Source organism: Cryobacterium sp. TMT2-14 (assembly GCF_004402465.1).
Classification (GTDB): domain Bacteria; phylum Actinomycetota; class Actinomycetes; order Actinomycetales; family Microbacteriaceae; genus Cryobacterium; species Cryobacterium sandaracinum.
Map to the genome: position 1 here is coordinate 12,289 of NZ_SOFV01000036.1, position 24,023 is coordinate 36,311.

General features: G+C 67.8%; 20 protein-coding genes. 9 read left to right on the forward strand and 11 right to left on the reverse strand.

Annotation, left to right across the window (positions count from 1 at the left end; translation table 11 throughout):
* Window positions 1-76: 76 nt before the first annotated feature.
* From infB to nusA, 3 genes are all read right to left on the reverse strand, one after another.
* Entirely contained in the window at window positions 77-2,935 is a 2,859-nt protein-coding gene (gene infB / locus E3O28_RS12735; RefSeq protein WP_134343304.1) for a translation initiation factor IF-2, read from the reverse strand.
* A gap of 76 nt (window positions 2,936-3,011) precedes the next feature.
* Window positions 3,012-3,269, reverse strand: coding sequence for a YlxR family protein (locus tag E3O28_RS12740; RefSeq protein ID WP_134416279.1), 258 nt, complete (start codon window positions 3,267-3,269; stop codon window positions 3,012-3,014).
* 8 nt (window positions 3,270-3,277) lie between these two features.
* The gene (gene nusA, locus E3O28_RS12745; RefSeq protein WP_104100266.1) at window positions 3,278-4,291 is read right to left on the reverse strand and encodes a transcription termination factor NusA; all 1,014 of its coding nucleotides are present in this window, start codon (window positions 4,289-4,291) and stop codon (window positions 3,278-3,280) included.
* Window positions 4,292-4,446: 155 nt separating this feature from the next.
* On the opposite strand from nusA, the gene E3O28_RS12750 reads away from it, so the two are divergent.
* Entirely contained in the window at window positions 4,447-5,268 is an 822-nt protein-coding gene (locus tag E3O28_RS12750) for a DUF1206 domain-containing protein (RefSeq protein WP_134343307.1), read from the forward strand.
* 21 nt (window positions 5,269-5,289) lie between these two features.
* On the opposite strand, the gene E3O28_RS12755 is transcribed toward E3O28_RS12750, so the two are convergent.
* Together E3O28_RS12755 and ispG are read right to left on the reverse strand one after the other, a co-directional pair.
* Entirely contained in the window at window positions 5,290-7,053 is a 1,764-nt protein-coding gene (locus E3O28_RS12755; RefSeq protein ID WP_174721904.1) for a proline--tRNA ligase, read from the reverse strand.
* A gap of 636 nt (window positions 7,054-7,689) precedes the next feature.
* Entirely contained in the window at window positions 7,690-8,850 is a 1,161-nt protein-coding gene (gene ispG, locus E3O28_RS12760) for a flavodoxin-dependent (E)-4-hydroxy-3-methylbut-2-enyl-diphosphate synthase (RefSeq protein WP_174720143.1), read from the reverse strand.
* A 141-nt stretch (window positions 8,851-8,991) separates the two neighbouring features.
* On the opposite strand from ispG, the gene E3O28_RS12765 reads away from it, so the two are divergent.
* On the forward strand, window positions 8,992-10,191 hold the full coding sequence (locus E3O28_RS12765) for an acetyl-CoA C-acetyltransferase (RefSeq protein ID WP_104100269.1): 1,200 nt from the start codon (window positions 8,992-8,994) through the stop codon (window positions 10,189-10,191).
* A 149-nt stretch (window positions 10,192-10,340) separates the two neighbouring features.
* Here E3O28_RS12765 and E3O28_RS12770 read toward each other — a convergent pair whose 3' ends face one another.
* Complete coding sequence (locus tag E3O28_RS12770) at window positions 10,341-11,720, reverse strand: site-2 protease family protein (protein ID WP_166784821.1); 1,380 nt, start codon at window positions 11,718-11,720, stop codon at window positions 10,341-10,343.
* A 153-nt stretch (window positions 11,721-11,873) separates the two neighbouring features.
* On the opposite strand from E3O28_RS12770, the gene E3O28_RS12775 reads away from it, so the two are divergent.
* From E3O28_RS12775 to E3O28_RS12785, 3 genes are read left to right on the forward strand one after another with little or no spacing between them, the layout of a single operon-like run.
* On the forward strand, window positions 11,874-13,175 hold the full coding sequence (locus E3O28_RS12775) for a serine/threonine-protein kinase (RefSeq protein ID WP_277874721.1): 1,302 nt from the start codon (window positions 11,874-11,876) through the stop codon (window positions 13,173-13,175).
* Window positions 13,172-13,603: a hypothetical protein gene (locus tag E3O28_RS12780; RefSeq protein ID WP_104100271.1), complete on the forward strand. Its 432-nt coding sequence runs from the start codon at window positions 13,172-13,174 to the stop codon at window positions 13,601-13,603. Before E3O28_RS12775 ends, E3O28_RS12780 begins: the two co-directional genes overlap by 4 nt.
* Window positions 13,604-13,628: 25 nt before the next feature.
* Window positions 13,629-14,558: a hypothetical protein gene (locus tag E3O28_RS12785; protein WP_104100272.1), complete on the forward strand. Its 930-nt coding sequence runs from the start codon at window positions 13,629-13,631 to the stop codon at window positions 14,556-14,558.
* A gap of 18 nt (window positions 14,559-14,576) precedes the next feature.
* On the opposite strand, the gene dxr is transcribed toward E3O28_RS12785, so the two are convergent.
* Window positions 14,577-15,659 carry a 1-deoxy-D-xylulose-5-phosphate reductoisomerase gene (gene dxr, locus E3O28_RS12790; protein WP_104100273.1) on the reverse strand — a complete coding sequence of 361 codons (1,083 nt, stop codon included), beginning with the start codon at window positions 15,657-15,659 and terminating at the stop codon, window positions 14,577-14,579.
* Between the two features lie 65 nt (window positions 15,660-15,724).
* Here dxr and E3O28_RS12795 point away from each other — a divergent pair, with 65 nt between their 5' ends.
* Both E3O28_RS12795 and E3O28_RS12800 read left to right on the forward strand, forming a co-directional pair.
* Window positions 15,725-16,519, forward strand: a complete 795-nt coding sequence (locus tag E3O28_RS12795; protein WP_104100274.1) for a lysophospholipid acyltransferase family protein — start codon at window positions 15,725-15,727, stop codon at window positions 16,517-16,519.
* 76 nt (window positions 16,520-16,595) lie between these two features.
* The gene (locus E3O28_RS12800; protein ID WP_134416283.1) at window positions 16,596-17,933 is read left to right on the forward strand and encodes an aminotransferase class III-fold pyridoxal phosphate-dependent enzyme; all 1,338 of its coding nucleotides are present in this window, start codon (window positions 16,596-16,598) and stop codon (window positions 17,931-17,933) included.
* A gap of 111 nt (window positions 17,934-18,044) precedes the next feature.
* On the opposite strand, the gene E3O28_RS12805 is transcribed toward E3O28_RS12800, so the two are convergent.
* A complete protein-coding gene (locus E3O28_RS12805; protein WP_104100294.1) occupies window positions 18,045-18,530 on the reverse strand; it encodes an OsmC family protein in 486 nt (161 codons plus the stop codon).
* 136 nt (window positions 18,531-18,666) lie between these two features.
* Here E3O28_RS12805 and gabT point away from each other — a divergent pair, with 136 nt between their 5' ends.
* Both gabT and E3O28_RS12815 read left to right on the forward strand, forming a co-directional pair.
* On the forward strand, window positions 18,667-20,049 hold the full coding sequence (gene gabT / locus E3O28_RS12810) for a 4-aminobutyrate--2-oxoglutarate transaminase (protein WP_104100276.1): 1,383 nt from the start codon (window positions 18,667-18,669) through the stop codon (window positions 20,047-20,049).
* Window positions 20,050-20,065: 16 nt separating this feature from the next.
* A complete protein-coding gene (locus E3O28_RS12815) occupies window positions 20,066-21,088 on the forward strand; it encodes an asparaginase (RefSeq protein WP_233191307.1) in 1,023 nt (340 codons plus the stop codon).
* A gap of 15 nt (window positions 21,089-21,103) precedes the next feature.
* Here the strand turns inward: E3O28_RS12815 and E3O28_RS12820 are convergent, their stop codons facing one another.
* The 3 genes from E3O28_RS12820 to E3O28_RS12830 are packed head-to-tail and all read right to left on the reverse strand — an operon-like array spanning window position 21,104 to window position 24,022.
* The gene (locus E3O28_RS12820; RefSeq protein ID WP_174720187.1) at window positions 21,104-21,910 is read right to left on the reverse strand and encodes an ABC transporter permease; all 807 of its coding nucleotides are present in this window, start codon (window positions 21,908-21,910) and stop codon (window positions 21,104-21,106) included.
* Window positions 21,907-22,821 (reverse strand): ABC transporter permease, encoded by a 915-nt coding sequence (locus E3O28_RS12825; protein ID WP_104100278.1) that lies wholly within the window; start codon window positions 22,819-22,821, stop codon window positions 21,907-21,909. Before E3O28_RS12825 ends, E3O28_RS12820 begins: the two co-directional genes overlap by 4 nt.
* Window position 22,822: 1 nt before the next feature.
* On the reverse strand, window positions 22,823-24,022 hold the full coding sequence (locus tag E3O28_RS12830; protein WP_134416285.1) for an ABC transporter ATP-binding protein: 1,200 nt from the start codon (window positions 24,020-24,022) through the stop codon (window positions 22,823-22,825).
* Between the last annotated feature and the right edge of the window lies 1 nt (window position 24,023).

A 24,023-nucleotide genomic window follows, 5' to 3' on the forward strand; every position in this document is an offset into this window, starting at 1 on the left:
TATTACCGAAGGTGCGGGCCCCGCCGCGTCCGAGTTCAGGAACCCAGCGAAACCCACACCCATCATCCGTACGTCCTTAGACCCGCGGCTTTTCCTTCATTTCGATCGTCTCGATTTCGTCACCGATCTGGATGTCGTTGAACTTGCCCAGGCCGATACCACACTCGAAGTCCGTACGGACCTCGGTGACATCGTCCTTGAACCGGCGCAGTGACTCGATGCCCAGGTTGTCTCCCACGACGACACCATTGCGGATTACCCGCGCCTTGGCGTTTCTCGTGATGACGCCCGACCGTACGATGACGCCGGCGACGTTTCCGAACTTGGAGGAGCTGAACACCTCGCGGATCTCGGCGACACCACTCTGCACCTCTTCGAACTCGGGCTTGAGCATTCCCTTGAGGGAGTTCTCGATGTCCTCGAGTGCGTTGTAGATGACCGAGTAAAAGCGCACATCCACGCCTTCACGGGCTGCGCGTTCGCGTGCCTTCGTGTCGGGGCGCACGTTGAAGCCGATGATGATGGCGTTGTCGACGGTGGCGAGGTTGACGTCGCTTTCCGTGACCGCACCGACTCCGCGGTGGATGATGCGCAGCTGAACCGAATCGTCGACCTCGATCTTGAGCAGCGACTCTTCCAGGGCTTCAACAGCACCGGAAACGTCACCCTTGATGATGAGGTTGAGTGATTCAACCTTGCCCTCTTCGAGTGCACGGGTGAAGTCTTCGAGGCTGATCCGCTTGCGGGCCTTGGCCAGCAGGGCGTTGCGCTCGGCGGCTTCGCGCTTCTCGGCGATCTGACGAGCCGTGCGGTCTTCCTGAATCACCAGGAAGGTGTCGCCTGCACGCGGCACGCTGGAGAGGCCCTGAACCTGGACGGCACGGGACGGGGTTGCGGCGAGCACGGGCACGCCGTTCTCGTCTGCCATCGCACGAACGCGGCCGTAGGCCGTTCCCGCCACGATGGAGTCCCCGACGTTCAGTGTTCCCGACTGGATGAGCACGGTCGCCACGGCGCCACGCCCCTTGTCGAGGCGAGCCTCGATGGCCACGCCGCGAGCGTCCTTGTCCGGGTTGGCCCGCATGTCGAGACCGGCGTCAGCGGTGAGGAGCACGGCGTTCAGGACTTCCTGGATGCCGGTGCCCTGCTTCGCCGACACGTCGACGAACATGACGTCTCCACCGTATTCTTCGGCGACGAGACCGAACTCGGTGAGCTGCTGGCGCACTTTCTGCGGGTTGGCGCCGGGCTTGTCGATCTTGTTGACTGCAACCACGATCGGCACGTTGGCGGCCTGGGCGTGGTTGAGCGCCTCAATCGTCTGCGGCATGATGCCGTCGTCCGCCGCGACCACGAGGATCGCAATGTCCGTCACCTGGGCACCACGGGCACGCATGGCGGTGAACGCCTCATGGCCCGGTGTGTCGATGAAGGTGATGGCGCGTTCAATGCCCTCGTGTTCGGTGATGACCTGGTAGGCACCGATGTGCTGCGTGATTCCGCCGGCTTCGCCCGCGGCCACCTTCGCGTTACGAATGGCGTCCAGGAGCGCGGTCTTGCCGTGGTCGACGTGACCCATGACGGTGACGACGGGGGGACGGGCGACAAGCTCGTCATCCGTCTCGTCTTCCAGCTCCTGGTCGATGTCGATGTCGAAGGCGAGCAGCAGCTCGCGGTCTTCGTCGTCCGGAGAGACCATCTGAATCTTGTAACCGAGCTCGGAGCCGAGAACGTCGAACGTGGCCTCGTCGAGCGACTCGGTTGCCGTGGCCATCTCACCGAGGTGGAACAGGACCGTGACCAGGTTTCCGGGGCTCGCGTCGATCTTGTCGGCGAAGTCCGTGATGGACGCACCGCGGCGCAGACGCACCACGGTTCCGCCGTCGCCGCGGGGTACGCTCACGCCACCCAGCGACGGAGCCTCGCGCAGCTCAAACTCTGCTCTCTTCGTCCGCTTGGACTTGCGGGCCTTGTTCTTGCCTCCACCGCGACCGAACGCGCCAGCGGTTCCGCCGCCGGGGCCGCGACCGCGACCTCCGGCGCCGCCACCGCCGGCAGGACGGGGCGGGCCGAAGCCGGGGGCTCCGGCCGGGGCGCCACCAGGACGCTGGAAGCCGGGGCGTGCGCCGCCGGCACCACCCGGAGCGCCACCGGGACGCTGGAACGCACCCGGACGCTGACCGAAACCAGTCGGGCGCGGGGCCTGCCCGGGTCCACCCGGACGAGGTGCACCGGGGCGCGGGGCCGCGGGGCGCGGAATGTTACTGGGCGAAGACGTGGACGGCGGGCGCTGGCCCATGCCCTGCGCGCTCGCAAACGGGTTGTTGCCGGGACGCGGACTCGGGGTCTTGCCCATGCCCTGGTTGCTGGCGAACGGATTGTTGCCCGGACGAGCCGCCGGCGGCTTCGGCACGGACGCACCGGGCTTGGCTGCGCCCGAAGCGCCACCCGCGGTCTTGGCGACCGGGGCATCCGTCGCGGACACGGTCTCGGTGACGATCGCGGCAGCCGCAGCCTTCGCGGCAGCCGCAGCCTTCTCGGCAGCCTGAGCCTGACGCTCGGCGACTGTGAGCGGGGCAGTCGGCATCGGCGGGGCGTCCGCGGTGGGAGCAACCGCTGCGGGGACCTCGACGACGGGACGTACACCCGGCTTGACGGCCAGCTTGGCCGGGGACGGACGTGCGCCGCCCGGCTTTGCGGGGGTTGTCGCGGCGATGGGGGTGGCGCCGGCTGGAGCTGTGGCAGTGGCGGCGGGAGCCGCGGTGCTGGAGCCATCGGCCGCCAGGGCGGCGCGCAGACGGCGCGCTACCGGGGGTTCAACGCTACTGGACGGGCCCTTGACGAACTCGCCCATCTCTTTCAATTTAGCAAGGGCAACCTTGCTGTCGACGCCGAGCTCGCTAGCGATCTCGTGTACGCGTGGTTTCGCAGCCACAATTCTCCTGTTCCGGGTCTGCACCCGGAAAGGGGCAGACCGTTAGTAACGGACGGGTCTCATTTCGAGCCGCTCATTAGTTATCCATAAGCCTGTTCAGCCTGTTCTCTAGTTGATTCGCGTCCATTGAACTGGTCACGCGAAGGGCACGCCCGAAAGCGTGTCGCCGCTGTGCGTCCTGGAAGCACGCGGTAGTGGGATGCAGCCACGCGCCTCGCCCAGGCAGAGTGGCGGTTTCATCCACCACGAGTTCCGATTCTCGGGCTACAACCCTCAGAAGTGAGGATCGCGGAGCGCGCAAACGGCATCCAATGCACGTTCTAACGGGATCCATCGTACCCCCTATTCCGTGTCCTCCAGAATGCTGTCCGGCTGAATGTCGATTTTCGCACCCGTGAGCTTGGCCGCGAGGCGCGCATTCTGACCTTCCTTGCCGATCGCCAGCGACAGCTGGTAGTCGGGAACGAGGGCTCGGACGGCCTTGATCGATTCGTCGATCACGTAGGAACTGGTGACCTTGGCCGGCGACAGTGCGCTGGCGACGAAGGTGGCCAGGTCTGGCGAGTAGTCGACGATGTCGATCTTCTCGTTGTTGAGCTCCACGGTGACGGCGCGCACGCGCTGGCCGAGTTCGCCGATGCAGGCGCCCTTGGCATTGACGCCGGGCTCCGTGGCGCGAACGGCCATTTTGGTGCGGTGACCGGCCTCACGGGCAAGCGAGACGATTTCGACGACGCCGCTGGCGATCTCCGGGACCTCGAGGGCGAAGAGGCGACGCACCAGCGAAGGGTGCGTGCGGGACACCGTGATCTGCGGGCCTTTGAGGCCCTTGCCGACGGCAGTGACATAGACGCGAATGCGCTGTCCGTGCACGTAGCTCTCGCTCGGCACCTGCTCTTCGGGCGGCAGGATCGCCTCGATCGTGCCCAAGTCGACGTGGATCATGCGCGGGTTCGGACCCTGCTGGATGATCCCGGCGACGATCTCACCCTCGCGGCCCTTGAATTCACCGAGCACAGCGTCATCGGCCAGGTCGCGCAGACGCTGGTTGATGACCTGCTTGGCCGCGAAGGCCGCGATGCGACCGAAGTCGGTGGGGTTGTCGACGGCTTCGCCGACGACGTTGCCCTCTTCGTCGTGTTCGGGCACAAAAATGTCGACGTGGCCGGTCTTGCGGTCGAGGACGACGCGCGCTTCCGGCTCTTCCTCGACGACCTGCTTCGTGGAGACTTCACCCTGCTGGGTGTGCTTCACGTAGGCCGTCAGAATTGCTTGCTCAATGATCCGCACGAGTTCCTCGAAGGGAATCTCTTTCTCGCGCTCCAACTGCCGCAACACGCTGAGGTCGATGTCCATGGCCGGCCTCCTCTATTCAGATCTTGCCGCCGCGAAACTGCGCAGCGGGCTCGTCCTAGATTAGCCGAATCCCCGGACGCCCGTCACCCGACCCAGGCCCGTCCCGCGCCGAAACTGCCTTCCCCTCGGCCCGAGCGCGGCGCTACGCTGGGCGGATGGCCGCCGATTCCGTATCCGACAACGCTCACCACGCTGCACGCACCGTCGAGGGCAGCCGCACTTTCCAACTTCTGGCCCGCGCCGGTTATGCGGTGAACGGCCTGCTTCACATCATGATCGGCGCCATCGCAATCAGCGTGGCAACGGGCGCCGGTGGCGAGTCGGCAGACCAGTCTGGCGCGCTCGGGCAGCTGGCCCAAACCCCCGGCGGCGTGTTCGTGCTCTGGACGGTGGTTCTCGGCCTGGCCTCGCTCGGCCTCTGGTATCTGGTACAGGTGTTCCTCGAACCCGCCCAAGATCCGAAACGCAAGTGGGCCCACCGCGCCGTCCTGATCGGCAAGGGTGTCGTCTTCCTGTTCATCGCGGGGACGGCGTTCACGTTCGCCCGCGGAGCCTCGGCAAGCTCGTCGGAAACAGCCAGCGACTCGACCGCGAGACTGCTGTCGATTCCCGGGGGCGTCGTGCTGCTCTTCGTCGCCGGCCTGGCCGTGGTCGTGATCGGCGGCGTCTTCGTTCACCGCGGCGCCAGCCATGGCTTCACCGACAGCATCACGGTGCCCGGCGGCCCGGCCGGCACGGTGGTCGTCATCCTCGGAACCGTGGGCTACATAGCGGAGGGCATCGCGCTGGCCGCCGTGGGCATCCTCTTCACCGTGGCGGCTTTCACGCTCGACCCGGAGAAGGCCACCGGCATGGACGGTGCGCTGAAATCACTCGTGGCGCTGCCGTTCGGGGTGGCGATCCTGGTGCTGGTCGGCGCCGGAGTGATCGCTTATGGCGTGTACTGCTTCGCCCAGGCGCGGCTCGCCCGCCTCTGAACCTTCAGCCGGGCCGGGCGCTCAGGCGAAGCTGGCGGCCAGTTCGGCAATGGCCACCTGGGTGCGCCCACCGGTGCGACGGTCCCAGAGTTCCACGATGCCGTCGGCGGCGCCACGGCCCACGATGACGATGACGGGGATGCCGATCAGTTCCGCGTCGCCGAACTTGACGCCCGGCGACACCTTGCGGCGGTCGTCGTAGAGCACGTCGCGCTGGGTGCCCTCCAGCATGGCGACAACGGTTTCGGCAGTCTCGAAGACGACATCGTCCCGGCCGGTGGCGATCACGTGCACGTCGAACGGCGCGACCGTCTCGGGCCAGATCAGCCCCTTCGGGTCGTTGTTGAGTTCGGCGATGGTGGCGAGGATGCGGGTGACGCCGATGCCGTAGGAACCCATCGTGACCGTGACGAGCTTGCCGTTCTCGTCGAGAACCTTGAGGCCCAGCGCCTCAGCGTACTTTCGGCCGAGTTGGAAAACGTGGCCGATCTCCATGCCGCGGGCCAGCTCCACCGGGCCGGAGCCGTCGGGCGCGGGATCGCCGACGCGAACCTCGGCGGCCTCGATGGTGCCGCCCAGCGCGAAATCCCGGCCGGCGACGAGACCGAAGACGTGGCGGTCGGGCTCGTTCGCGCCCGTGATCCACTCGGTGCCCTCCACGACGCGCGGGTCAACCAGAAAACGGATGCCGGTGGTCGACTTCTCACCGAACACCGCTCCGTTCGCGCTCCAGGGTCCGATGTAGCCCTTGACCAGCCCGGGGAACTTGGCAAAGTCCGTTTCGTTCGCGGCCTCGACCTCGGCGGGGGTGACGGCCACCTCGACGCGCTTGAGGTCCACCTCGCGGTCGCCGGGGAGGCCGATCACGAGGAGTTCACGGGTGCCGTCGGGTTGGATGAGCGCGAGGACGACGTTCTTGAGGGTGTCCGCGGCAGTCCAGACGCGGCCGTCGGGACGCGGATGATCGCTGTTGGCCCGGTCGACCAGGGTCTGGATGGTGGGGGTGCCCGGGGTGTCGAAGACCTCGGCGGCGGGGAAGCCAGCCCAGTCGATCGATGGCGGGACGACCGTGCGGAACGCCTCGATATTGGCCGCGTAGCCGCCGGCCGAGCGTACGAAGGTGTCTTCACCGACCGGGGTCGGGTGCAGGAACTCTTCGCTCTTGGAGCCGCCCATTGCGCCGGCATCCGCCTGAACGATGACGTACTCGAGGCCGAGCCGGGTGAAGATGCGCTCGTAGGCGTCGCGCTGAGCCTGGTAGCTCGTGTCGAGGCCGGCATCCGTGTAGTCGAAGGAGTAGGCATCCTTCATCGTGAATTCGCGGCCGCGCAGCAGCCCGCCGCGGGACCGGGCCTCGTCGCGGTACTTGTCCTGGATCTGGAAGATCGACAGGGGCAGGTCCTTGTAGGAACTGTAGAGGTCCTTCACGAGGAGTGTGAAGACCTCTTCGTGGGTGGGGGCGAGGAGCAAGTCGCTGCCCTTGCGGTCCGTGAGCCGGAAGAGGCCGTCGCCGTATTCGTCCCAGCGGCCCGTGATCTCGTAGGGTTCCCGCGGCAGCAGGGCCGGGAAGTGCACCTCGAAGGCGCCGGCCGCGGCCATCTCCTCGCGCACGATCGTCTCGATCTTGGCCTTGACGCGCAGACCGATCGGTAGCCACGCGAAGATTCCGAGGGCTTGGCGGCGGATGTAGCCGGCGCGCACCAGCAGGCGGTGGCTGGTGACCTCGGCGTCCGAGGGGTCTTCGCGGAGGGTACGGAGGAAGTAGTTGGACATACGAATAGGCACTCACCCACTTTACGGCGCGCGGACAGACGTCGCGGCGCACCCGGTGGACGCCGACACCTGTTCCGCGGTCCGCCGGATTCCACAACCCGCGCCGCGAACCGTCTTGACCGAGGTGCCGCCAGCGGCGGTCGCACCAGCGGCGGTCGCGCCAGCGGCGGTCGCGCTCGCCGAGACCTGGCGACCCGACGTGCGGAGGCTCCCGCCCCGGGCATCCGTTGCGGCCGGTCGCTAACCTCGGAGATTTTCGCAACACGCCGCACACCCCACGCGCGAAAACCGGTGCGTCTCAAAAATTCCCGCGTTTACGTGACAACGGATGCCCATGACGAGTGTGCGCGGCTGGCTCAGCGACGCACCGCGACGCCGCATGACCGCACGTTCCGGCCGACGAGTCCTTCCCATCAGAGCCCCGGCAGTTTCCCTCTCCCGAACGAATTCGACGGAGATTCTGCCGGAATCGGCCCTAGAGCCCGCGAAAAGTCCCCACTACGTGAAAATCTCCGTCGAATTGGTTCAACGCTGGTACGGTGTTGCACCTGTGATGAACGTCATGCACGCGGCGCCTGAGATCTGATCTCCCGGACGCGACGCGACGCGACCCAGCGAATGGGACTCGCTGGACTCGTTGGATCTCGACTAGTTGGAGCCGACCGTCACGACGGGGGCGCCGAGGGAGTCTTCGCTCGGCGGCATCTCGGCGGCCATCCGGTTGGCCTCCTCGATCAGGGTCGCGACGATCTCCGACTCCGGCACGGTCTTGATGACCTCGCCGCGCACAAAGATCTGGCCCTTGCCGTTACCCGACGCCACGCCGAGGTCGGCGTCGCGGGCCTCGCCCGGTCCGTTAACGACACAACCCATCACGGCAACCCGGAGCGGCACGGTCATGCCCTCGAGGCCGTCGGTGACGTCGTTGGCGAGCTTGTACACGTCGACTTGGGCGCGACCGCAACTCGGGCAGGACACGATCTCCAGCTTGCGCTCGCGCAGGTTCAGCGACTGCAGGATCTGCAGGCCCACCTTGATCTCCTCGGCCGGGGGCGCGCTCAGCGACACCCGGATGGTGTCACCGATGCCTTCGCCGAGCAGGATACCGAACGCCGTGGCGCTCTTGATGGTGCCTTGGAACGACGGTCCGGCCTCGGTGACGCCGAGGTGCAGGGGCCAGTCGCCGCGTTCGGCGAGCAGCCGGTAGGCCTTGACCATGATCACCGGGTCGTTGTGCTTGACGGAGATCTTGAAGTCGTGGAAGTCGTGTTCCTCGAACAGGCTGGCTTCCCAGACGGCGCTCTCGACGAGCGCCTCCGGGGTGGCCTTGCCGTACTTCTGCAGCAGGCTCGGCTCGAGCGAGCCGGCGTTGACGCCGATGCGGAGGGAGACGCCGGCTGCTTTGGCCGCGGCGGCGATCTTGCCGACCTGGTCGTCGAACTTGCGGATGTTTCCCGGGTTGACGCGCACGGCGGCACAGCCGGCGTCGATCGCGGCGAACACGTAGCTCGGCTGGAAGTGGATGTCGGCGATGACCGGGATCTGGCTCTTCATCGCGATGATCGGCAGCACCTCGGCGTCGTCGCGGCTGGGCACGGCGACGCGCACGATGTCGCAGCCGGATGCCGTCAGCTCGGCAATCTGCTGCAGGGTCGCGTTGATGTTCGTGGTCGGTGTCGTCGTCATCGACTGCACGCTCACCCGCGCGTCGCCGCCGACGAGTACCTTGCCGACCTTGATCTGACGCGTCTTGCGACGCGGAGCGAGAACTTCAGGTACTTTGGGCATTCCCAGGTTGATTGCAGCCACGGCGACAGCTTACGCGGCGAGACCGGGCGAAATCTGAACGGATGCCGGATGACTCCCGACGGTCGGGGCCACCGCCGGAACGCATCGCCACCCCTACCCGATCGGCCCCCGGCCCGATCGGTCTTCTGAAGGAGATCCGCTATGAACCACAGTGCCGTGAACAGCAGCGACGTCGTCATCCTCGCGGGCTCGCGCACACCGCAGGGTCGGGTGAACGGGCAGCTCTCAGGCCTCACCGCCGTGCAGCTGGGAACCGCTGCCATCACCGGGGCGCTCGCCCGCGCCGGCGTGACACCCGATCAGGTGCAGTTCGTGCTTATGGGCCAGGTCCTGCAGGCCGGCTCCGGCCAGAACCCGGCCCGGCAGAGCGCGATCGGCGCCGGCATCCCGTGGAACGTTCCGGCAATGACACTGAACAAGGTGTGCCTCTCGGGGTTGGCCGCCGTGATCGACGCGGCCCGGATCATCCGTCTCGGTGAAGCGGATGTCGTCGTGGCCGGCGGCCAGGAATCGATGTCGAACGCCCCGCACCTGCTGCCCGGCTCGCGCACGGGCTGGGCCTACGGCAGCGTCACCATGCTTGACCACGCCGCCAGCGACGGGCTGACGGATGCTTTCGACGGCCTCTCTATGGGCCTTTCCACCGAGCATGTCAACGGGCGGCTCGGCCTGCTTCGGGCGGACCAGGATGCCATCGCGGCCGCCTCGCACCAGCGCGCCGCCGCCGCCGTCGAGAACGGCGTCTTCGACGACGAGATCACCCCGATCAGCGTTCCGCAGCGGAAGGGCGAGCCGCTCCTGGTCGCCACGGACGAGGGTGTGCGCGGCGACAGCACCACGCAGACGCTGGGCCGGCTGCGCCCGGCCTTCACCGAGGACGGCACCGTCACGGCCGGCAACTCGTCGCCGCTGAGCGACGGTGCCAGCGCCCTCGTGCTGTGCAGCCGCCGCTTCGCCGACGACAATGAGCTCAGCTGGCTGGCGGTGGTGGAGTCCTCCGGCCAGGTCGCCGGACCCGACAACTCGCTGCACTCACAGCCGGCGAACGCGATCCACCGCGCGTTGGAGCGCCAGGGCTGGGCGGCCAACGAGCTCGACCTGGTCGAGATCAATGAGGCCTTCGCCGCGGTGTCGCTCGAATCGACCCGGGAGCTCGGCCTCTCCCCCGAGCAGGTCAACATCCACGGCGGCGCGATCGCCCTCGGGCATCCGATCGGGGCCTCGGGCGGCCGCCTCGCGCTGCACGCGGCGCTTGAGCTGGCCCGGCGCGGCACCGGTAAGGCCGCCGTCGCCCTCTGCGGCGGCGGCGGCCAGGGTGAGGCGCTGCTGCTCTCGCGCTAACGCCCGTACCGGACGCCGCTCGCAGACGCCGAGAGTCGCCGTTTTTGCCCAGTTGACCTGGCGGAACGGCGACTCTCGGCATTTTCGGCGAATCTCGGCGAATCTCGCCGGGCAGAGCCGCGGGGAGCTGCGCCGGGACGCGCCGCGGATCAGCCGAAGATGTTGATCGGTTTGACGATGTCCGCGTAGATCAGCAGCAGGCTCATGGCGCCGAGCACCACCACGACGGCGAAGGTGAGCGGCATCAGTTTCGCCGTGTCGACGGGGCCCGGGTCGGGGCGTCTGAACAGCTTGGCGATCTGACGCCGCAACCCTTCCCAGAGCGCGCCGGCGACGTGTCCGCCGTCGAGCGGCATCAGCGGCACCAGGTTGAACACGAACAGGGCCACGTTGAGCGAGGCCAGGAGCCCCAGCATGCTCGCGATCTTGCTGTTCACCGGGATGGCGTCGATGCTGGCGATCTCGCCGGCGACGCGGCCGACCCCGACCACACTGATCGGGCCGTTGGGGTCGCGCTCCCCCGGTCCGAAGGCCGCGTTGGCGATATCGATCATGCGCTGCGGCAGGTTCGCGATCATGTGCACGACCGCGCCGATGTTCTCGCCCACCGCGGGCAGCACGGCGGTCGCCGGCTGCGGCACGAACTCGCCAGCCGGGCCGATTCCGACGAAGCCGACCTCCTGAGTCCTCGGCTCGCCGGCGGCATCCTCTTCGATCTCGCCGTCGGCATCGCTCACGTAGCGTTCGGTGAGTTTCGGGGTGATGGTCAGGGTCTGCTGGGTGCCGTTGCGTTCGACGACGGTGGCAAGCGGGATGCCCGGCGACTCGCGAATGATCTCGGTGGACTGGTCCCAGCTGTCGATCGGGGTGCCGTTCATGCTGACCAGGCGGTCGCCCGGCTGCAGGCCGGCCGCGGCGCCGGGCGCCTTCTCGTCGGTCGGTTCGCAGGTCTGCCGGGTGCTCGTGGCCGGCAGCACGCACTCGGACACGCTGCCGACGCTGGTGCTGGCCTGGGCCGTTCCGAAGCCCATCAGGAGCACGGCGAAGAGCACGACCGCGATGAGGAGATTCATCGTGGGCCCGCCGAGCATGATGATGACACGCTTGAAGACGGGCAGGCGGTAGAACGCGCGGTGCTCCTCGCCCTCACCGATGGTGTCGGCGCTGGACTGGCGGGCGTCGTCGACCATGGTGGCCATGGCGCCGGGCTTCTTCTCCGGTTCACCCTCCTGCACCAGCTGGTTGAAGAAGCCAGTGCTGGATGCCTGCACTCTGCCGCCCTTTTTGGCGGGCGGGAACATGCCGATCATGGCGATGTAGCCGCCGAGCGGGATGGCCTTCACGCCGTACTCGGTCTCGCCCTTGCGACGGGACCATAGGGTGGGCCCGAAACCGATCATGTACTGGGTGACCTTGACGCCGAAGAGCTTGGCGGGAAGCAGGTGCCCGATCTCGTGCAGGCCGATGGACAGGGCAAGGCCGACCACGACGATCAGAACGCCCAGAATATACAGCAGCACGGTTTCCACAGTCGTAGATTACCCACTCCACCCTGCGAGGGCGCTGGCTGTTCCCCCTGCAAGGTGTGGTTTGCTTGAGTTTACGGATCCACGAGGAGGTTCCCTCTGTCCAAGCCACACGCCGTCGGTCCCATCGGCATCAGCCTGGCCGACCGTTTTCGTATCGACGCTCTGCTCGGAACGGGCGGGATGGCATCCGTTTACCGGGCCACCGACCTCTTTCTGGGGCGTACGGTCGCCGTGAAGCTGTTCCGTCTCGACACGGCCGACGACGCCGGGCCCGAGCGCCAGAGCGGCGAGGTCACGGTGCTCGCGAGCCTCAACCACTTCGCCCTGGTCACCCTGTTCGACGCCGGCACGGCCGTGATCGACGGAGTCTCGCGCACTTATATCGTGATGGAGCTCGTGGACGGCACGGACCTGCGCAGCAAGATCGCCGACGGGGCCCTGCACCCCGACGAGGTGGCAGCCATGGGCGCCGACCTCGCGGAGGCGCTGCACTACGTGCACGCGCGGGGCATCATCCACCGCGACATCAAGCCCGCGAACGTGCTGCTCGCACCGTCGGGCTTCCCCGGCCGCGCCATGCATGCCAAACTCGCCGACTTCGGCATTGCCCGTCTCTTCGACGCGACCCGCCTCACGGCGACCGGGTCTCTGCTCGGCACGGCCGGCTACCTCAGCCCCGAACAGGCACTCGGCAACACCATCGGCCCGCCCAGCGACGTCTACTCGCTCGGACTCGTGCTGCTCGAATGCCTCACTGGCGAGCGCGCCTTCACCGGAACGGCGATCGAATCGGCAATGGCCAGGCTGCAGCGGCAGCCGCACATCCCGGCCCATCTCGGCCAGCGCTGGGCCGCTGTTCTGGGCGGCATGACCATCCGCGAGCCGGCCGACCGACTCAGCGCGGGTGACGCAGCCGTGCAGCTGCGACGCCTGGTCAGCGGGGAGAACGTCGCCGATGTCACCGCAGTCACCGTGGCAATGGGGGCTCCGGGGGCCACCGAGCTTCTGGAACCCACCGCCGATCTGGGCGCCAACGAGCTGTTGGAGCCCACTGCCGTCCTGGGCGCCACCGAAACCCTCGAGCCCACCGCGGTCCTCAGGGCCGCGACCCTCGAGCCGACTGCGGTTCTGGCCGTCACGAAGGTCATCGCTGCCCCGAAACCCGGCGCGGATTCCCCCACCGAGTTTCTGACGCCGGCCGGCGCTCCGGCCCGCTCACCGGGCCGCGCGGCGGAACGGTCCCCGGGTAGCGCCCGTGGCACCACCATCGCTCCCGCGTGGCGCCGGCCCCGAGTGCTCGCCTCGCTCGGAGTCCTGGCCGCGCTCATTCTGCTCGCCGTGGTGGTCTTCACCCCGCGGGTGGCTGAACCGGCCACGCCCGCCGCTACCTACCCGGCCGTCGACGGCTCCCTCGGCACCAATCTGAAGCGACTCCAGGAAAGCGTGACGCCATGATGCCTCGGGCCCGCCTAACACTCGCACTGGCCGCGGTCACGCTCGTCGCGTCCACCCTGACCGGGTGCGGGAGCACACCTCCCGACCTGCAGCAGAGCACCGCAACCGAGTTGCAGGCCGGTGTGCGGAACGTCACAGCGGCCGCCGCGGCCGGCGACTTCGAGGCCGCCCAGGCCTCGCTCGAGGCCGTCCAGGCCGACCTGCTGACCGCGGCCGCGGCGGACGGGGTGAGCGCCGCCCGTGCTGCCGACATCCAGTCAGCCCTCAACCTGGTGTCCGCGGACCTGACCGCCGCGATCGAGGCGAGCAAGCCGGAGCCGACCGTGGCCCCGGTTCCAGCCCCGAGCCCGACGTCCGTTGACAACGGCAACGACAAGGACGACGGTAAATGCAAGAAGAACGACGACGGCTGCGACGACGAGGACTAGCGTCGGCCTCACCTCAGGAGGATACATGCCCCAGCAACTGATCGTCGGCGCCGGCATGGTCGGACGACCGCTCGCCGAGCGTCTGATGATTCGAGGAGACCAGGTGACCGTCGGAACACGCTCCGGCGCGGCGGCACCCGGGGTAGAATCTGTCGTGCTGAACGCGAGCGACGCCCAGACCTTCACCCGGGCGGCAACCGGCATGTCGACGATCTTTCTGTGCATCAACCCGCGGTACACCGACTGGCCCACCCAGTGGCCGCCGGTCATCGACGCGGCGCTGACGGCGGCATCCGTCACCGGCGCCCGCCTGGTGATGATGGGCAATCTCTACCCGTACGGGTCTCCGACCGGGCCGATGACCGAGCATTCGCCGGAAACGACCACCGAGACGAAGGGGCTCGTGCGCAAGGAGCTCTGGCACCGGGTGAGGGACGCGCACGACCGCGGCGAGATTCGGGCCGTCGAGGTGCGGGCGAGCGATTATTTCGGGCCGGGCGTCGTCGGCACTGCGCATCTCGACGACCGGTTCTTCAGAGCCATCCTGGAATCGAAGACCGCCCGGGTCGTGGGCCGGCCCGGGCGCGTGCACAGCTGGAGCTACCTGCCCGACATCGTGACAACTCTCGTGGCCGCCGCCGACTACCGGGGCGACTGGGGCCGCCTCTGGCATGTGCCGAGCACGGCCATCACCCGTGACGACATCGCCGCCCAGCTCAACCGCCGCTACGGCACGCACGGCACGGTGGCGGGCTACCCGCAGTGGCTGCTCAAATCGCTCGGCGCGCTGAACCCGATGATGCACGAGATCTGGGCCTCGAGCTATCAGCTCAGGGTGCCGTACATCATCGATTCCGCCGAAACCGAGCGCGAGCTCGGCGTCGGCAAGACCCCGTGGCCGGATGCCCTCGCCGCCACCGCGGACAGTTACCGCAGCTCAGGCGACACGGCCTAAGCTGCGTGGCCGGCTTTCTCAGCGGGCGAGGAGCTTGTCCGCCGCGGCGCGGGCCCACGCCTCGGCGCCGACGAGCGACTCGCGTGTGAGCGGGCCGTCCTGCTCGTGCCGTTCGACGACACGCTGGATGGTGTCGACGATGTCCAGAAACCCGATGGTGCCGGCGTGGAAAGCTGCCACGGCCTGCTCGTTCGCCGCGTTGAACACCGCGGGGTAGGTGCCGCCCGCGCGCCCGACCTGCTTGGCCAGGTCGACGGCCGGGAAAGCCGTCGTGTCGAGGGGCTCGAAGGTCCAGTCCTGCGGGATGGTCCAGTCGATCGGGGTGCCGACCGCCGCGACGCGGTTCGGCCAGTCCAGCCCGAGCGAGATCGGCAGACGCATATCCGGCGGGGACGCCTGGGCGATCGTCGATCCGTCGATGAATTCCACCATGGAGTGCACGACGGACTGCGGGTGCACGACCACATCGATGCGCTCGTATTCCACGTCGAAGAGCAGGTGCGCTTCGATCACCTCGAGGCCCTTGTTGACGAGGGTGGACGAGTTGGTCGTGACGACGAGCCCCATCTCCCAGGTAGGGTGCGCGAGCGCCTCGGCCGGCGTGACGTCGGCGAGCTGCCCGCGTCGTCGGCCACGGAACGGGCCCCCGGATGCCGTCAGCACCAGGCGTCGCACCTCGCCGGCCGTTCCCGAGCGGAGCGCCTGCGCGATGGCGGAGTGCTCGGAGTCGACGGGCACGATCTGTCCCGGCGCCGCCAGCGACTTCACCAGGTCGCCGCCGACGATGAGCGATTCCTTGTTGGCCAGGGCCAGCGTGCGACCGGCTCGCAGGGCGGCGAGAGTCGGCCCGAGGCCCACCGAGCCCGTGATGCCGTTGAGCACCACGTCGGCCTCGACGTCGCGCACGAGCTCTTCGGCCTCGTCCGCGCCGAGCGCCGTGTGCTCGACCTCGAACTCGGCGGCCTGCGCCTCGAGCATCGTCCTGTTGTTGCCGGCGGAGAGCCCGACCACCTCGAACCGGGTGGGGTTGGCCTTGATCACATCGAGGGCCTGGGTTCCGATCGAGCCGGTCGACCCGAGAATTACAACTCGTCTGCGCATCCTGCAATTTTAGGTGGCGCCGCCGCCTTTCGTGGCGGGGCGGGCCGTGGCGGTAGGGTCCAAGGATGACCGGTTCCAAAGAAGATTCCCAGGATGCAACTCCCGTCGACCTGTCGGCGGAGGAATCGGAGCGCACGAAGCGCCCCGGATTCGTCTACTTTCTCGGTTACGGCATCATGGCGCCGATCGCCCGGCTGGTCTTCCGCCCCACCATCATCGGCCGGGATAACATCCCGCGCAGCGGCCGCGTCATCCTGGCCAGCAACCACCTGTCGTTCATCGACAGCATCGTGATTCCGCTGGTCGCACCTCGGCGCGTGCAGTTCCTGGCCAAGTCCACCTACTTCACCGGCACCGGGTTCACGGGTTTCGTCTCGCGCACCTTCTTCACCTCGATCGGAGCGGTCGGGGTCGAACGCGGCGCGGGGCAGGCCGCCCAGGACGCTCTCGACGCCGGCCGCAACATCCTCGAATCCGACAGCGCGTTCGCGATCTACCCGGAGGGAACCCGTTCCCTCGACGGCCGCCTGTACAAGGGCCGCACGGGCGTGGCATGGCTCGCCCTCACCACGGGGGCCGTCGTGGTTCCGGTCGGGCTGATCGGCACACAGGAGATCCAGCCGGTGGGAGCGAAATTCCCGCGCATCCGCAAGGTCACCGTTACCTTCGGCGAGCCCCTCGACCTGAGCCGCCACGGTTCCGCCGAGTCCGGCAAGGCACGGCGCGGCGCGACCGACGAGATCATGGCCGCGATCCACGCCCTGTCCCGTCAGGAATTGGCCGGCCGGTACAACGAGTCGCCGCCCTCGGGAACCCTGCAAAAGATCGCCGACCGGGTCTTCCCGCGCGAACGCGTCTAGCCGCTTTCGGACCGGCCGAGCCGAGCATCCGTCGCCCGGAAACACCGCGGAAACGGGCGCGACCTAAGCTGGGGTCATGTCTGACACGTATTCGGTACCCCAGGAGCGCAAGCTCGTCACCGCCCTTCCCGGCCCCAAGTCGGTCGAATTGCAGGAACGCCGCCTGCGCGCGGTTTCCCGCGGTGCGGGCACGCTGGCGAACATCTATATGGATCACGGAGCGGGAGCGATCCTCGTCGACGTCGACGGCAACCAGATCATCGACCTCGGCTGCGGCATCGGCGTGACCACCATCGGTCACGCGAACGACGAGGTGGCCGCGGCCGCCGCGGCGCAGGCCGCCAAGCTCACCCACACCCTGTTCACCGTCACCCCGTACGAGAACTACGTGGCCGTCGCGGAGAAGCTCGCCGAGATCACCCCCGGCGACTTCGAGAAGCGCTCCATCCTGGTGAACACCGGCGCGGAAGCCGTCGAGAACGCCGTGAAGATCGCCCGCAAGTTCACCGGCCGGCGCGCCATCGTTGCGCTCGACCACGCGTTCCACGGTCGCACCAACCTGACCATGGCGATGACTTACCGCCCCTGGCCCGAGCGCGCCGGAATGGGACCGTTCCCCGGCGAGATCTACAGCGTGCCGACCAGCTACCCCTACCGTGACGGCCTGACCGGCGAAGAAGCCGCCGAGAAGACCATCGACTACATCAACACCCACATCGGCGCCACCGAGATCGCGGCCTTCTTCATCGAGCCGATCCAGGGCGACGGCGGCATCGTCATCCCCGCCCCCGGATTCTTCAAGCGCCTGAGCGAATTCTGCACCGAGCACGGCATCGTCTTCGTCTCCGACGAGATCCAGGCCGGCATCGCCCGCACCGGCGCCTGGTACGGCATCGAGCACCACAACGTGGTGCCGGACCTCGTCACCACCGCCAAGGGCATCGCCGGCGGATTCCCGCTCGCCGCCGTCACCGGCCGCGCCGACATCATGGACTCTGTGCAGCCCGGCGGCATCGGCGGAACCTTCGGCGGCAACCCGGTCTCGACCGCGGCCGCCCTCGCCGTCTTCGACCTGATCGAGCGGGACGACCTCCTCGGCGAGGCGCGGCGCGTCGAGAAGGCCCTCTGGGCGCGCATCGGCGACTGGCCGAAGCGGTTCGCGGTCGTGGGCGACGTGCGCGGCAAGGGTGCGATGTTCGGGGTGGAGCTCGTGCACCCGGGCACGACCACACCGTACCCCGAGGCTCTCACCGCGATCGTCAAGCACGCGACCACCAACGGCGTCATCGTGCTGGATGCCGGCAGCTGGGACTCGGTGCTGCGCATCATGCCGTCGGTCGTCATCTCCGAGGCGCTGATCGACGATGCCGCCTCCGTTATCGAGGAAACCCTCGCCGCCTTGTCCGGCCCGTAGCACCGATAGAACCCCGGGTATGTGGCGGCGAGCGTGCGGCGGAAGCCGTCTGATCGCCGCCGCCGCAGGGAGCACGGCCACCGACCGCACGTTGCGGTGACCGGGTCGGCGTCACACCTCAGTATCGGCGAGCGCCACCGTCTGCGGCTGGTGAATGACGGGGAAGTTCACGGATGCGCCGATGAAACAGAGGCCGGCGGCCTCCGCGTGCAGGGACTGCGCGAGTTCGACCTGGCCGGGGTCGGCAACCGTGACGCGCGGTCGCAGGGTCACCTCGGTGAAGTGGCCGCCACCATCCGTCGTCTGGGCCATCGACCCGGTCGCGTCGTCGGTATAGTCGACGACCTGCACGCCGTGCTTCACGGCGACGTGCAGGTAGCTCATCAGGTGGCATTCGCTGAGGGCGGCCAGCAGCAGTTCCTCCGGGTTCCAACGGTCGGCGTCCCCGTGGAAGGTCGGATCGGCCGATGCACTTATCGGCTCCTTGCCGGGGGCGGTGATCAGGTGATCCCGGCCGTAGTCCCGGTAGCTGCTTGTGCCGGTGCCACGGTTGCCTGTCCAGGCGATGTTCACGGCGTAGTGGTGGTGTGCACCGATCACGGCGCCTCCTTCGATTTGCGCGGCTCTGCGGGCCGATTCGCGGCCGACAACGGGCCGTAACACGGCCAGGGAACCGATTGTCGCAGCAATTCGCCGCGCCTCCCGTCGCATCGATCGGTAAACTGGTCAGATCATGACTGACACGCTGACGCCTTCGACCTCCCCGTCCACCCCCGCCGCACTGGTTTACACCGTGCCGCAGGAACGCAAGATCGTGACCGCGATCCCGGGTCCGCGTTCGAAAGAACTCCAGCAGCGCAGGCTCGCCGTCGTCTCCGGCGGCGTCGCATCCGCTTTGCCCGTCTACATCGCCAAGGCGAACGGCGCCATCCTCGTCGACGTCGACGGCAACCAGTTCATCGACCTGGGCGCCGGCATCGGTGTGACCACGATCGGCCACACCGAGACCAGCGTGGTCGCGGCCGCCGTCGAACAGACCCAGGACTTCATCCACACCCTCTTCACCATCACGCCCTACGAGGAGTATGTGCGCGTCTGCGAGCTTCTCGCCGAGCACACCCCCGGCTCCTGGCCGAAGAAGTCGGTGCTGATCAACTCGGGCGCCGAGGCCGTCGAGAACGGTGTCAAGATCGCCCGCAAGCACACCGGCCGCCGCGCCGTCGCCGTGCTCGACCACGCTTACCACGGTCGCACGGTGCTGACCATGGCCATGAACTACAAGGCCATGCCCTACGCCACCGGCTACGGCCCCCTCGCCAGCGATGTCTACCACGCCCCCAGCTCCTACCCGTATCACGACGGTCTGAGCGGGGCGGATGCCGCGGCGCGCACGATCGCGTACCTCGAGAAGGTCGTCGGACCCACCGACCTGGCTTGCCTGGTCGTCGAGCCCATCCAGGGTGAGGGTGGCTTCATGGTTCCGGCCGAGGGCTACTTCAACGCCCTGCAGACCTGGTGCACCGCGAACGGCGTCGTCATGATCGCAGACGAGATCCAGAGCGGCATGGCCCGCACCGGCAAGTACTACGCCAGCGAGCACTTCGGCTGGACCCCCGACCTCGTGCTCACCGCCAAGGGCATCGCCGGCGGCATGCCGCTGGCCGCCGTCACCGGCCGCGCCGAGATCATGGATTCCTCGCAGCCCGGCGGCCTCGGCGGAACCTTCGGCGGTAACCCGGTCTCCTGCGCAGCGGCCATAGCGGTCTTCGAGTCGATTGAGCGAGGCGATCTGCTCGCCGAGGGTGTGCGTATCGAGAACACCCTGCGCGCCGGCCTCGGTTCTCTCAAGGAGAAGTACGACATCATCGGCGAGATCCGCGGTCGCGGCGCCATGATCGCCATCGAACTCGTGCAGCCGGGCACCGGTGACACGGAGAAGGCGCCGAACGCCGCCGCAGTGTCCTCCATCGCCGCCTACGCCGCCCAGCACGGCGTGTTGCTGCTCACCGCCGGAACCTACGGCAACGTGCTGCGCTTCCTCCCGAGCCTGGCCGTGAGTGATGCCCTCCTGAACGATGCCCTCTCGGTCATCGACGACGCCATCGCCGCGCTTTAGGCGCGAAGCACACACCGTGACAACGACATTCGAGGTGCCAATCCACGCCGGGCAGACGTTCTTCGTCCCCGATGCGGTCGAACTGGCCGTGGTCGAGCGCAGCGGCTTCATCGAATCGAGGCATGCCGGCAGCGCGGTCGTGCTCACCAGCGAGGGCGCGGTCCTACGCGCCCTCGGCGATGTGACCACCCCGATCTTCCCGCGGTCGTCGATGAAGCCCTTCCAGGCCATCGCCGTGATGGCCAGCGGGGTCACCCTGCGCGGGGAAGACGCCGCCATCGCGACCGCCAGCCACACCGGAACGCAGCGCCACGCCGACCTCGTGCGCGGGCTCCTCGCCCGCGCCGGCATCCCCGAGACGGCGCTCGCCTGCCCGGCGGCCTGGCCGGACGACTCCCCCACCCGCGACGCCCTGGTGCGACTGGGGGCCGCCAAGGCCCCGATCTACATGAACTGCTCGGGCAAGCACGCCGCGATGCTCGTGGCCTGCCAGCAGAACGGCTGGGCGCTGTCTGGATACTTGGAGCCGGCGCATCCGTTGCAGAAGCGCATTCTCGACGTGGTGGAGCGCTTCACCGGCGAGCGGCCGTCGGCGTCGGGCATCGACGGATGTGGCGCGCCGGTTCACGCGCTGTCCCTCACCGCTTTGGCACGCGGCATCGCCCGCATCGCCACGTCCAAGTCAAACTCGCCGTTCGCGATCTACCGCGAGGCCGGCTTCCTCGGCGAGGCAATACGGCAGAACGGCTGGGTCATCGCCGGACCCGGCATGCCCGACACGGTCGTGATCGACCGCCTCGGACTGTTCGTGAAGACCGGCGCGGAGGGCATCTGCGTCGCCTCCGCCGCCAACGGCACGACGGTCGCCCTCAAGATTCTCGACGGCAGCCTGCGGGCAACCACCATCGTGGCCCTGCGTCTGCTTGCGGACTCCGGTGCGATCGCACACAGCGACGTCGAGGCCATTCTGCCCGAGCTGCACCTGATGGTGCTGGGCGGTGGGCTCCCGGTCGGGGAGATCCGCGCCAGCTACGTGTAGGGCGCGGGCCGGGAGTCAGCCCAGTTTTGCCAGCCGCTTCTCCTTGGCCGCCCGGGATACCTGGGCGGTGACCACGATCACCAGGGCGAAAATGAACACCGCCGACGCGATCACGTTCGCCTCGGCCGGGATCCCCCGGGCTGCGGACACGTAGATGTACTTGGGGAACGTGGTGACGGCGCCGGAGTTGAAGTTGGTGATGATGAAGTCATCGAAGCTCAGCGCGAAGGAGAGCAGCGCGGCCGCCAGGATGCCGGGCAGCAGGAGCGGAAAGGTGATCCGCGCGAACACCTGGGTTGCCGAGCCGTAGAGGTCTCGGCCGGCCTCCTCGAGCGCGGGGTCGAGGCTCGCGACACGCGCCTTGACCGTCACCACCACGAAGCTGATGCAGAACATAGTGTGAGCCAGAATGATCGTAGACATGTCCTTCGGAACGCCGAGCGACAGGAACTGCGCGGCCAGGCCGGCGCCGAGCACGACTTCCGGCGTGGCCATCGGCAGGAACAGGAGCAGGCTCGTCTGCGACCGGAACCGGAACCGGTACCGCACGAGGGCGATCGCGATCATGGTGCCGAGCGTGGTCGCGGCCACCGTGGCCACCACGCCGATCAGGATGCTGTTGCCGAACGCCTCGCAGACGGCGCCGTTCTGCACTTGGCACACGTTCAGCCACTTGTCGAAGGTGAACCCGCGCCAGGTGATGTTGGACTTGAGCGAGTCGTTGAACGAGAACACGAACGTGTAGACGATCGGCACCATCAGGAAGATCAGCGCCAGCACCGTGTAGAGCGGCAGCAACCACTTGCCCAGGGAGATTTTCACAGCAGCTCCTCCGTGCCCGACCGTTTGACGTAGACGCTCACGATCACCAGGATCACCGACATCAGGATGATCGACAGCGCGGCCGCCGCCGGATAATTCTGCAGCACCAGGAAGTTGGCCTCGATCACGTTACCGATCATCTGGGTGTCCGGTCCGCCGAGGAAGTCCCGGCTCGCGTTGATGTAGTCGCCGGCCGCCGGGATGAAGGTCAGCAGGGTTCCGGCCACGATGCCGGGCATCGACAGCGGGATCGTGATCTTGCGGAACACGTCGAACGGATGCGCGTAGAGGTCGCTGCCGGCCTCGAGGTAGCGCAGGTCGAGCCGTTCGAGCGTCGTGTAGAGCGGCAGGGTCATGAACGGGATGAAGTTGTAGGTGAGCCCGAAGATGACGGCGAAAGCAGTGCCCGTGAAATGGGCATCCGGTGCCAGCAACGACAGAGCCTTGAGCGAGGTGATCACGAACGACTCGTCGGACAGGAGCTGCTTCCAGGCCAGGGTGCGCAGCAGGAAGCTGATGAAGAACGGGGCGATCACCAGCACCAGCATGAGGCTCTGCAGCAACGGCCAGGGCCGCGCCTTCACGCCGATAAAGTACGCCAGCGGGTAGCTGAACACCAGGGCGAGCAGCGTGGCGATCAGCGCGTAGCCGAAGGAGCGCATGATGTGCGGCCAGTAGGCCGTGATCACGTCGACGTAGTTCTCCCAGCGGAAGGCGTAGGAGTACTGGCCGACGTCGCCGAATTCCGAGGGGGCCTGGAACGACGTCAGCAGCAGCGAGACGAGGGGGGCCAGAAAGAACAGCACCAGGTAGAGGATGCCCGGCAACAGCAGGAGCAGCGCGATCGGGCTCTTCCGGCGCGGCGCCGGTTCGGGCGCGGTGGTGCTGGTGGAGAATGCCGCGAACGCCACCCTAGGCTTCCTCAAGCTCCGTGAGCAGGGAGGAGCGTTTCTGGGCCGCGATGCTCCGGGTGCTGTCGTCCGCCTCGAAACGGGGCTCCGCCGAGGCGTCGTCCTCGAGCCCGAAGCCGTGTTCGATGTTCCAGTCCAGCCAGACCTCGGACCCCTCATGGGCGACGGGGCCGAACGCCATGTTCTGCGCGAAGACGATGAGGGTGCCGACGCCGACGACCTCGACCAGGTACTGGGTGCTGACCCCACTGAACGAGACGTCGATCACCCGGCCGGGACCCATCAGGTTGCGGGCGACGTCGGCGACGGGCTCGGTCACGTGCAGGGTCAGCTTCTCCGGGCGGACGCCGATCGTGACCTCGCCGGTGTGCCGGTGCGCGCGCGCCGCCGGAACCACGATTTTCTGGCCGGCCACGGCCACGGAGATGGCCTCGCTCGTGCTACCGACCACGGGGCCGGTGAACAGGTTCGACTGGCCGAGGAAGTTAGCGACGAACGCCGTGCGCGGCAGCTCGTAGAGTTCCTCGGGGGCGCCCATCTGCTCGATCCGGCCCTTGTTCATGACCGCGACGGTATCGGCCATGGTCATGGCCTCCTCCTGGTCGTGGGTGACGTGCAGAAACGTGAGGCCGACCTCCTCCTGGATGGTCTTGAGCTCGAGCTGCATCTGGCGCCGCAGCTTCAGGTCGAGCGCCCCGAGGGGCTCGTCGAGCAGCAACAGGGCCGGCCGGTTGACGATCGCGCGGGCGAGGGCCACGCGCTGCTGCTGTCCGCCGGAGAGCTGTTGCGGGCGGCGGGCGGCGAGGTGGTCCAGTTCCACCAGGCGGAGCGCCTCGTGAGCCTTGGCGACCGGGTCGTCCATCCGCCGGCGGCGCAGCCCGAAGGCGACGTTCTCCAACACTGTCATGTGCGGGAAGAGGGCATAACTCTGGAACACCGTGTTGACCGGACGCTGGAAGGATTTCTGGTTCGTCACATCCGTGCCCCCGATCAGGATGCGCCCGGCCGTCGGTTCCTCGAGGCCGGCCACCAAGCGCAGGGTCGTGGTCTTGCCGCAGCCGGACGGGCCGAGCAGCGCGAAGAACGACCCCGCGGGGATCTTCAGGTCGAGATGCTCGATAGCGGTGAAGCCCGGGAACCTCTTCTGGATACCCACCAGCTCCAGGTCGGCCCCCGCGCTGGCGAATTCTCCGTTGGCCATC

What these genes read in the sequence shown, in the direction of transcription:
- E3O28_RS12740 (WP_134416279.1), bottom strand. Translation starts at nt 3,269, where the DNA reads ATGGATCCCGTTAGAACGTGCATTGGATGCCGTTTGCGCGCTCCGCGA.
- nusA (WP_104100266.1), bottom strand. Translation starts at nt 4,291, where the DNA reads ATGGACATCGACCTCAGCGTGTTGCGGCAGTTGGAGCGCGAGAAAGAG.
- E3O28_RS12750 (WP_134343307.1), top strand. Translation starts at nt 4,447, where the DNA reads ATGGCCGCCGATTCCGTATCCGACAACGCTCACCACGCTGCACGCACC.
- E3O28_RS12765 (WP_104100269.1), top strand. Translation starts at nt 8,992, where the DNA reads ATGAACCACAGTGCCGTGAACAGCAGCGACGTCGTCATCCTCGCGGGC.
- E3O28_RS12780 (WP_104100271.1), top strand. Translation starts at nt 13,172, where the DNA reads ATGATGCCTCGGGCCCGCCTAACACTCGCACTGGCCGCGGTCACGCTC.
- E3O28_RS12785 (WP_104100272.1), top strand. Translation starts at nt 13,629, where the DNA reads ATGCCCCAGCAACTGATCGTCGGCGCCGGCATGGTCGGACGACCGCTC.
- dxr (WP_104100273.1), bottom strand. Translation starts at nt 15,659, where the DNA reads ATGCGCAGACGAGTTGTAATTCTCGGGTCGACCGGCTCGATCGGAACC.
- E3O28_RS12795 (WP_104100274.1), top strand. Translation starts at nt 15,725, where the DNA reads ATGACCGGTTCCAAAGAAGATTCCCAGGATGCAACTCCCGTCGACCTG.
- E3O28_RS12800 (WP_134416283.1), top strand. Translation starts at nt 16,596, where the DNA reads ATGTCTGACACGTATTCGGTACCCCAGGAGCGCAAGCTCGTCACCGCC.
- gabT (WP_104100276.1), top strand. Translation starts at nt 18,667, where the DNA reads ATGACTGACACGCTGACGCCTTCGACCTCCCCGTCCACCCCCGCCGCA.
- E3O28_RS12830 (WP_134416285.1), bottom strand. Translation starts at nt 24,022, where the DNA reads ATGGCCAACGGAGAATTCGCCAGCGCGGGGGCCGACCTGGAGCTGGTG.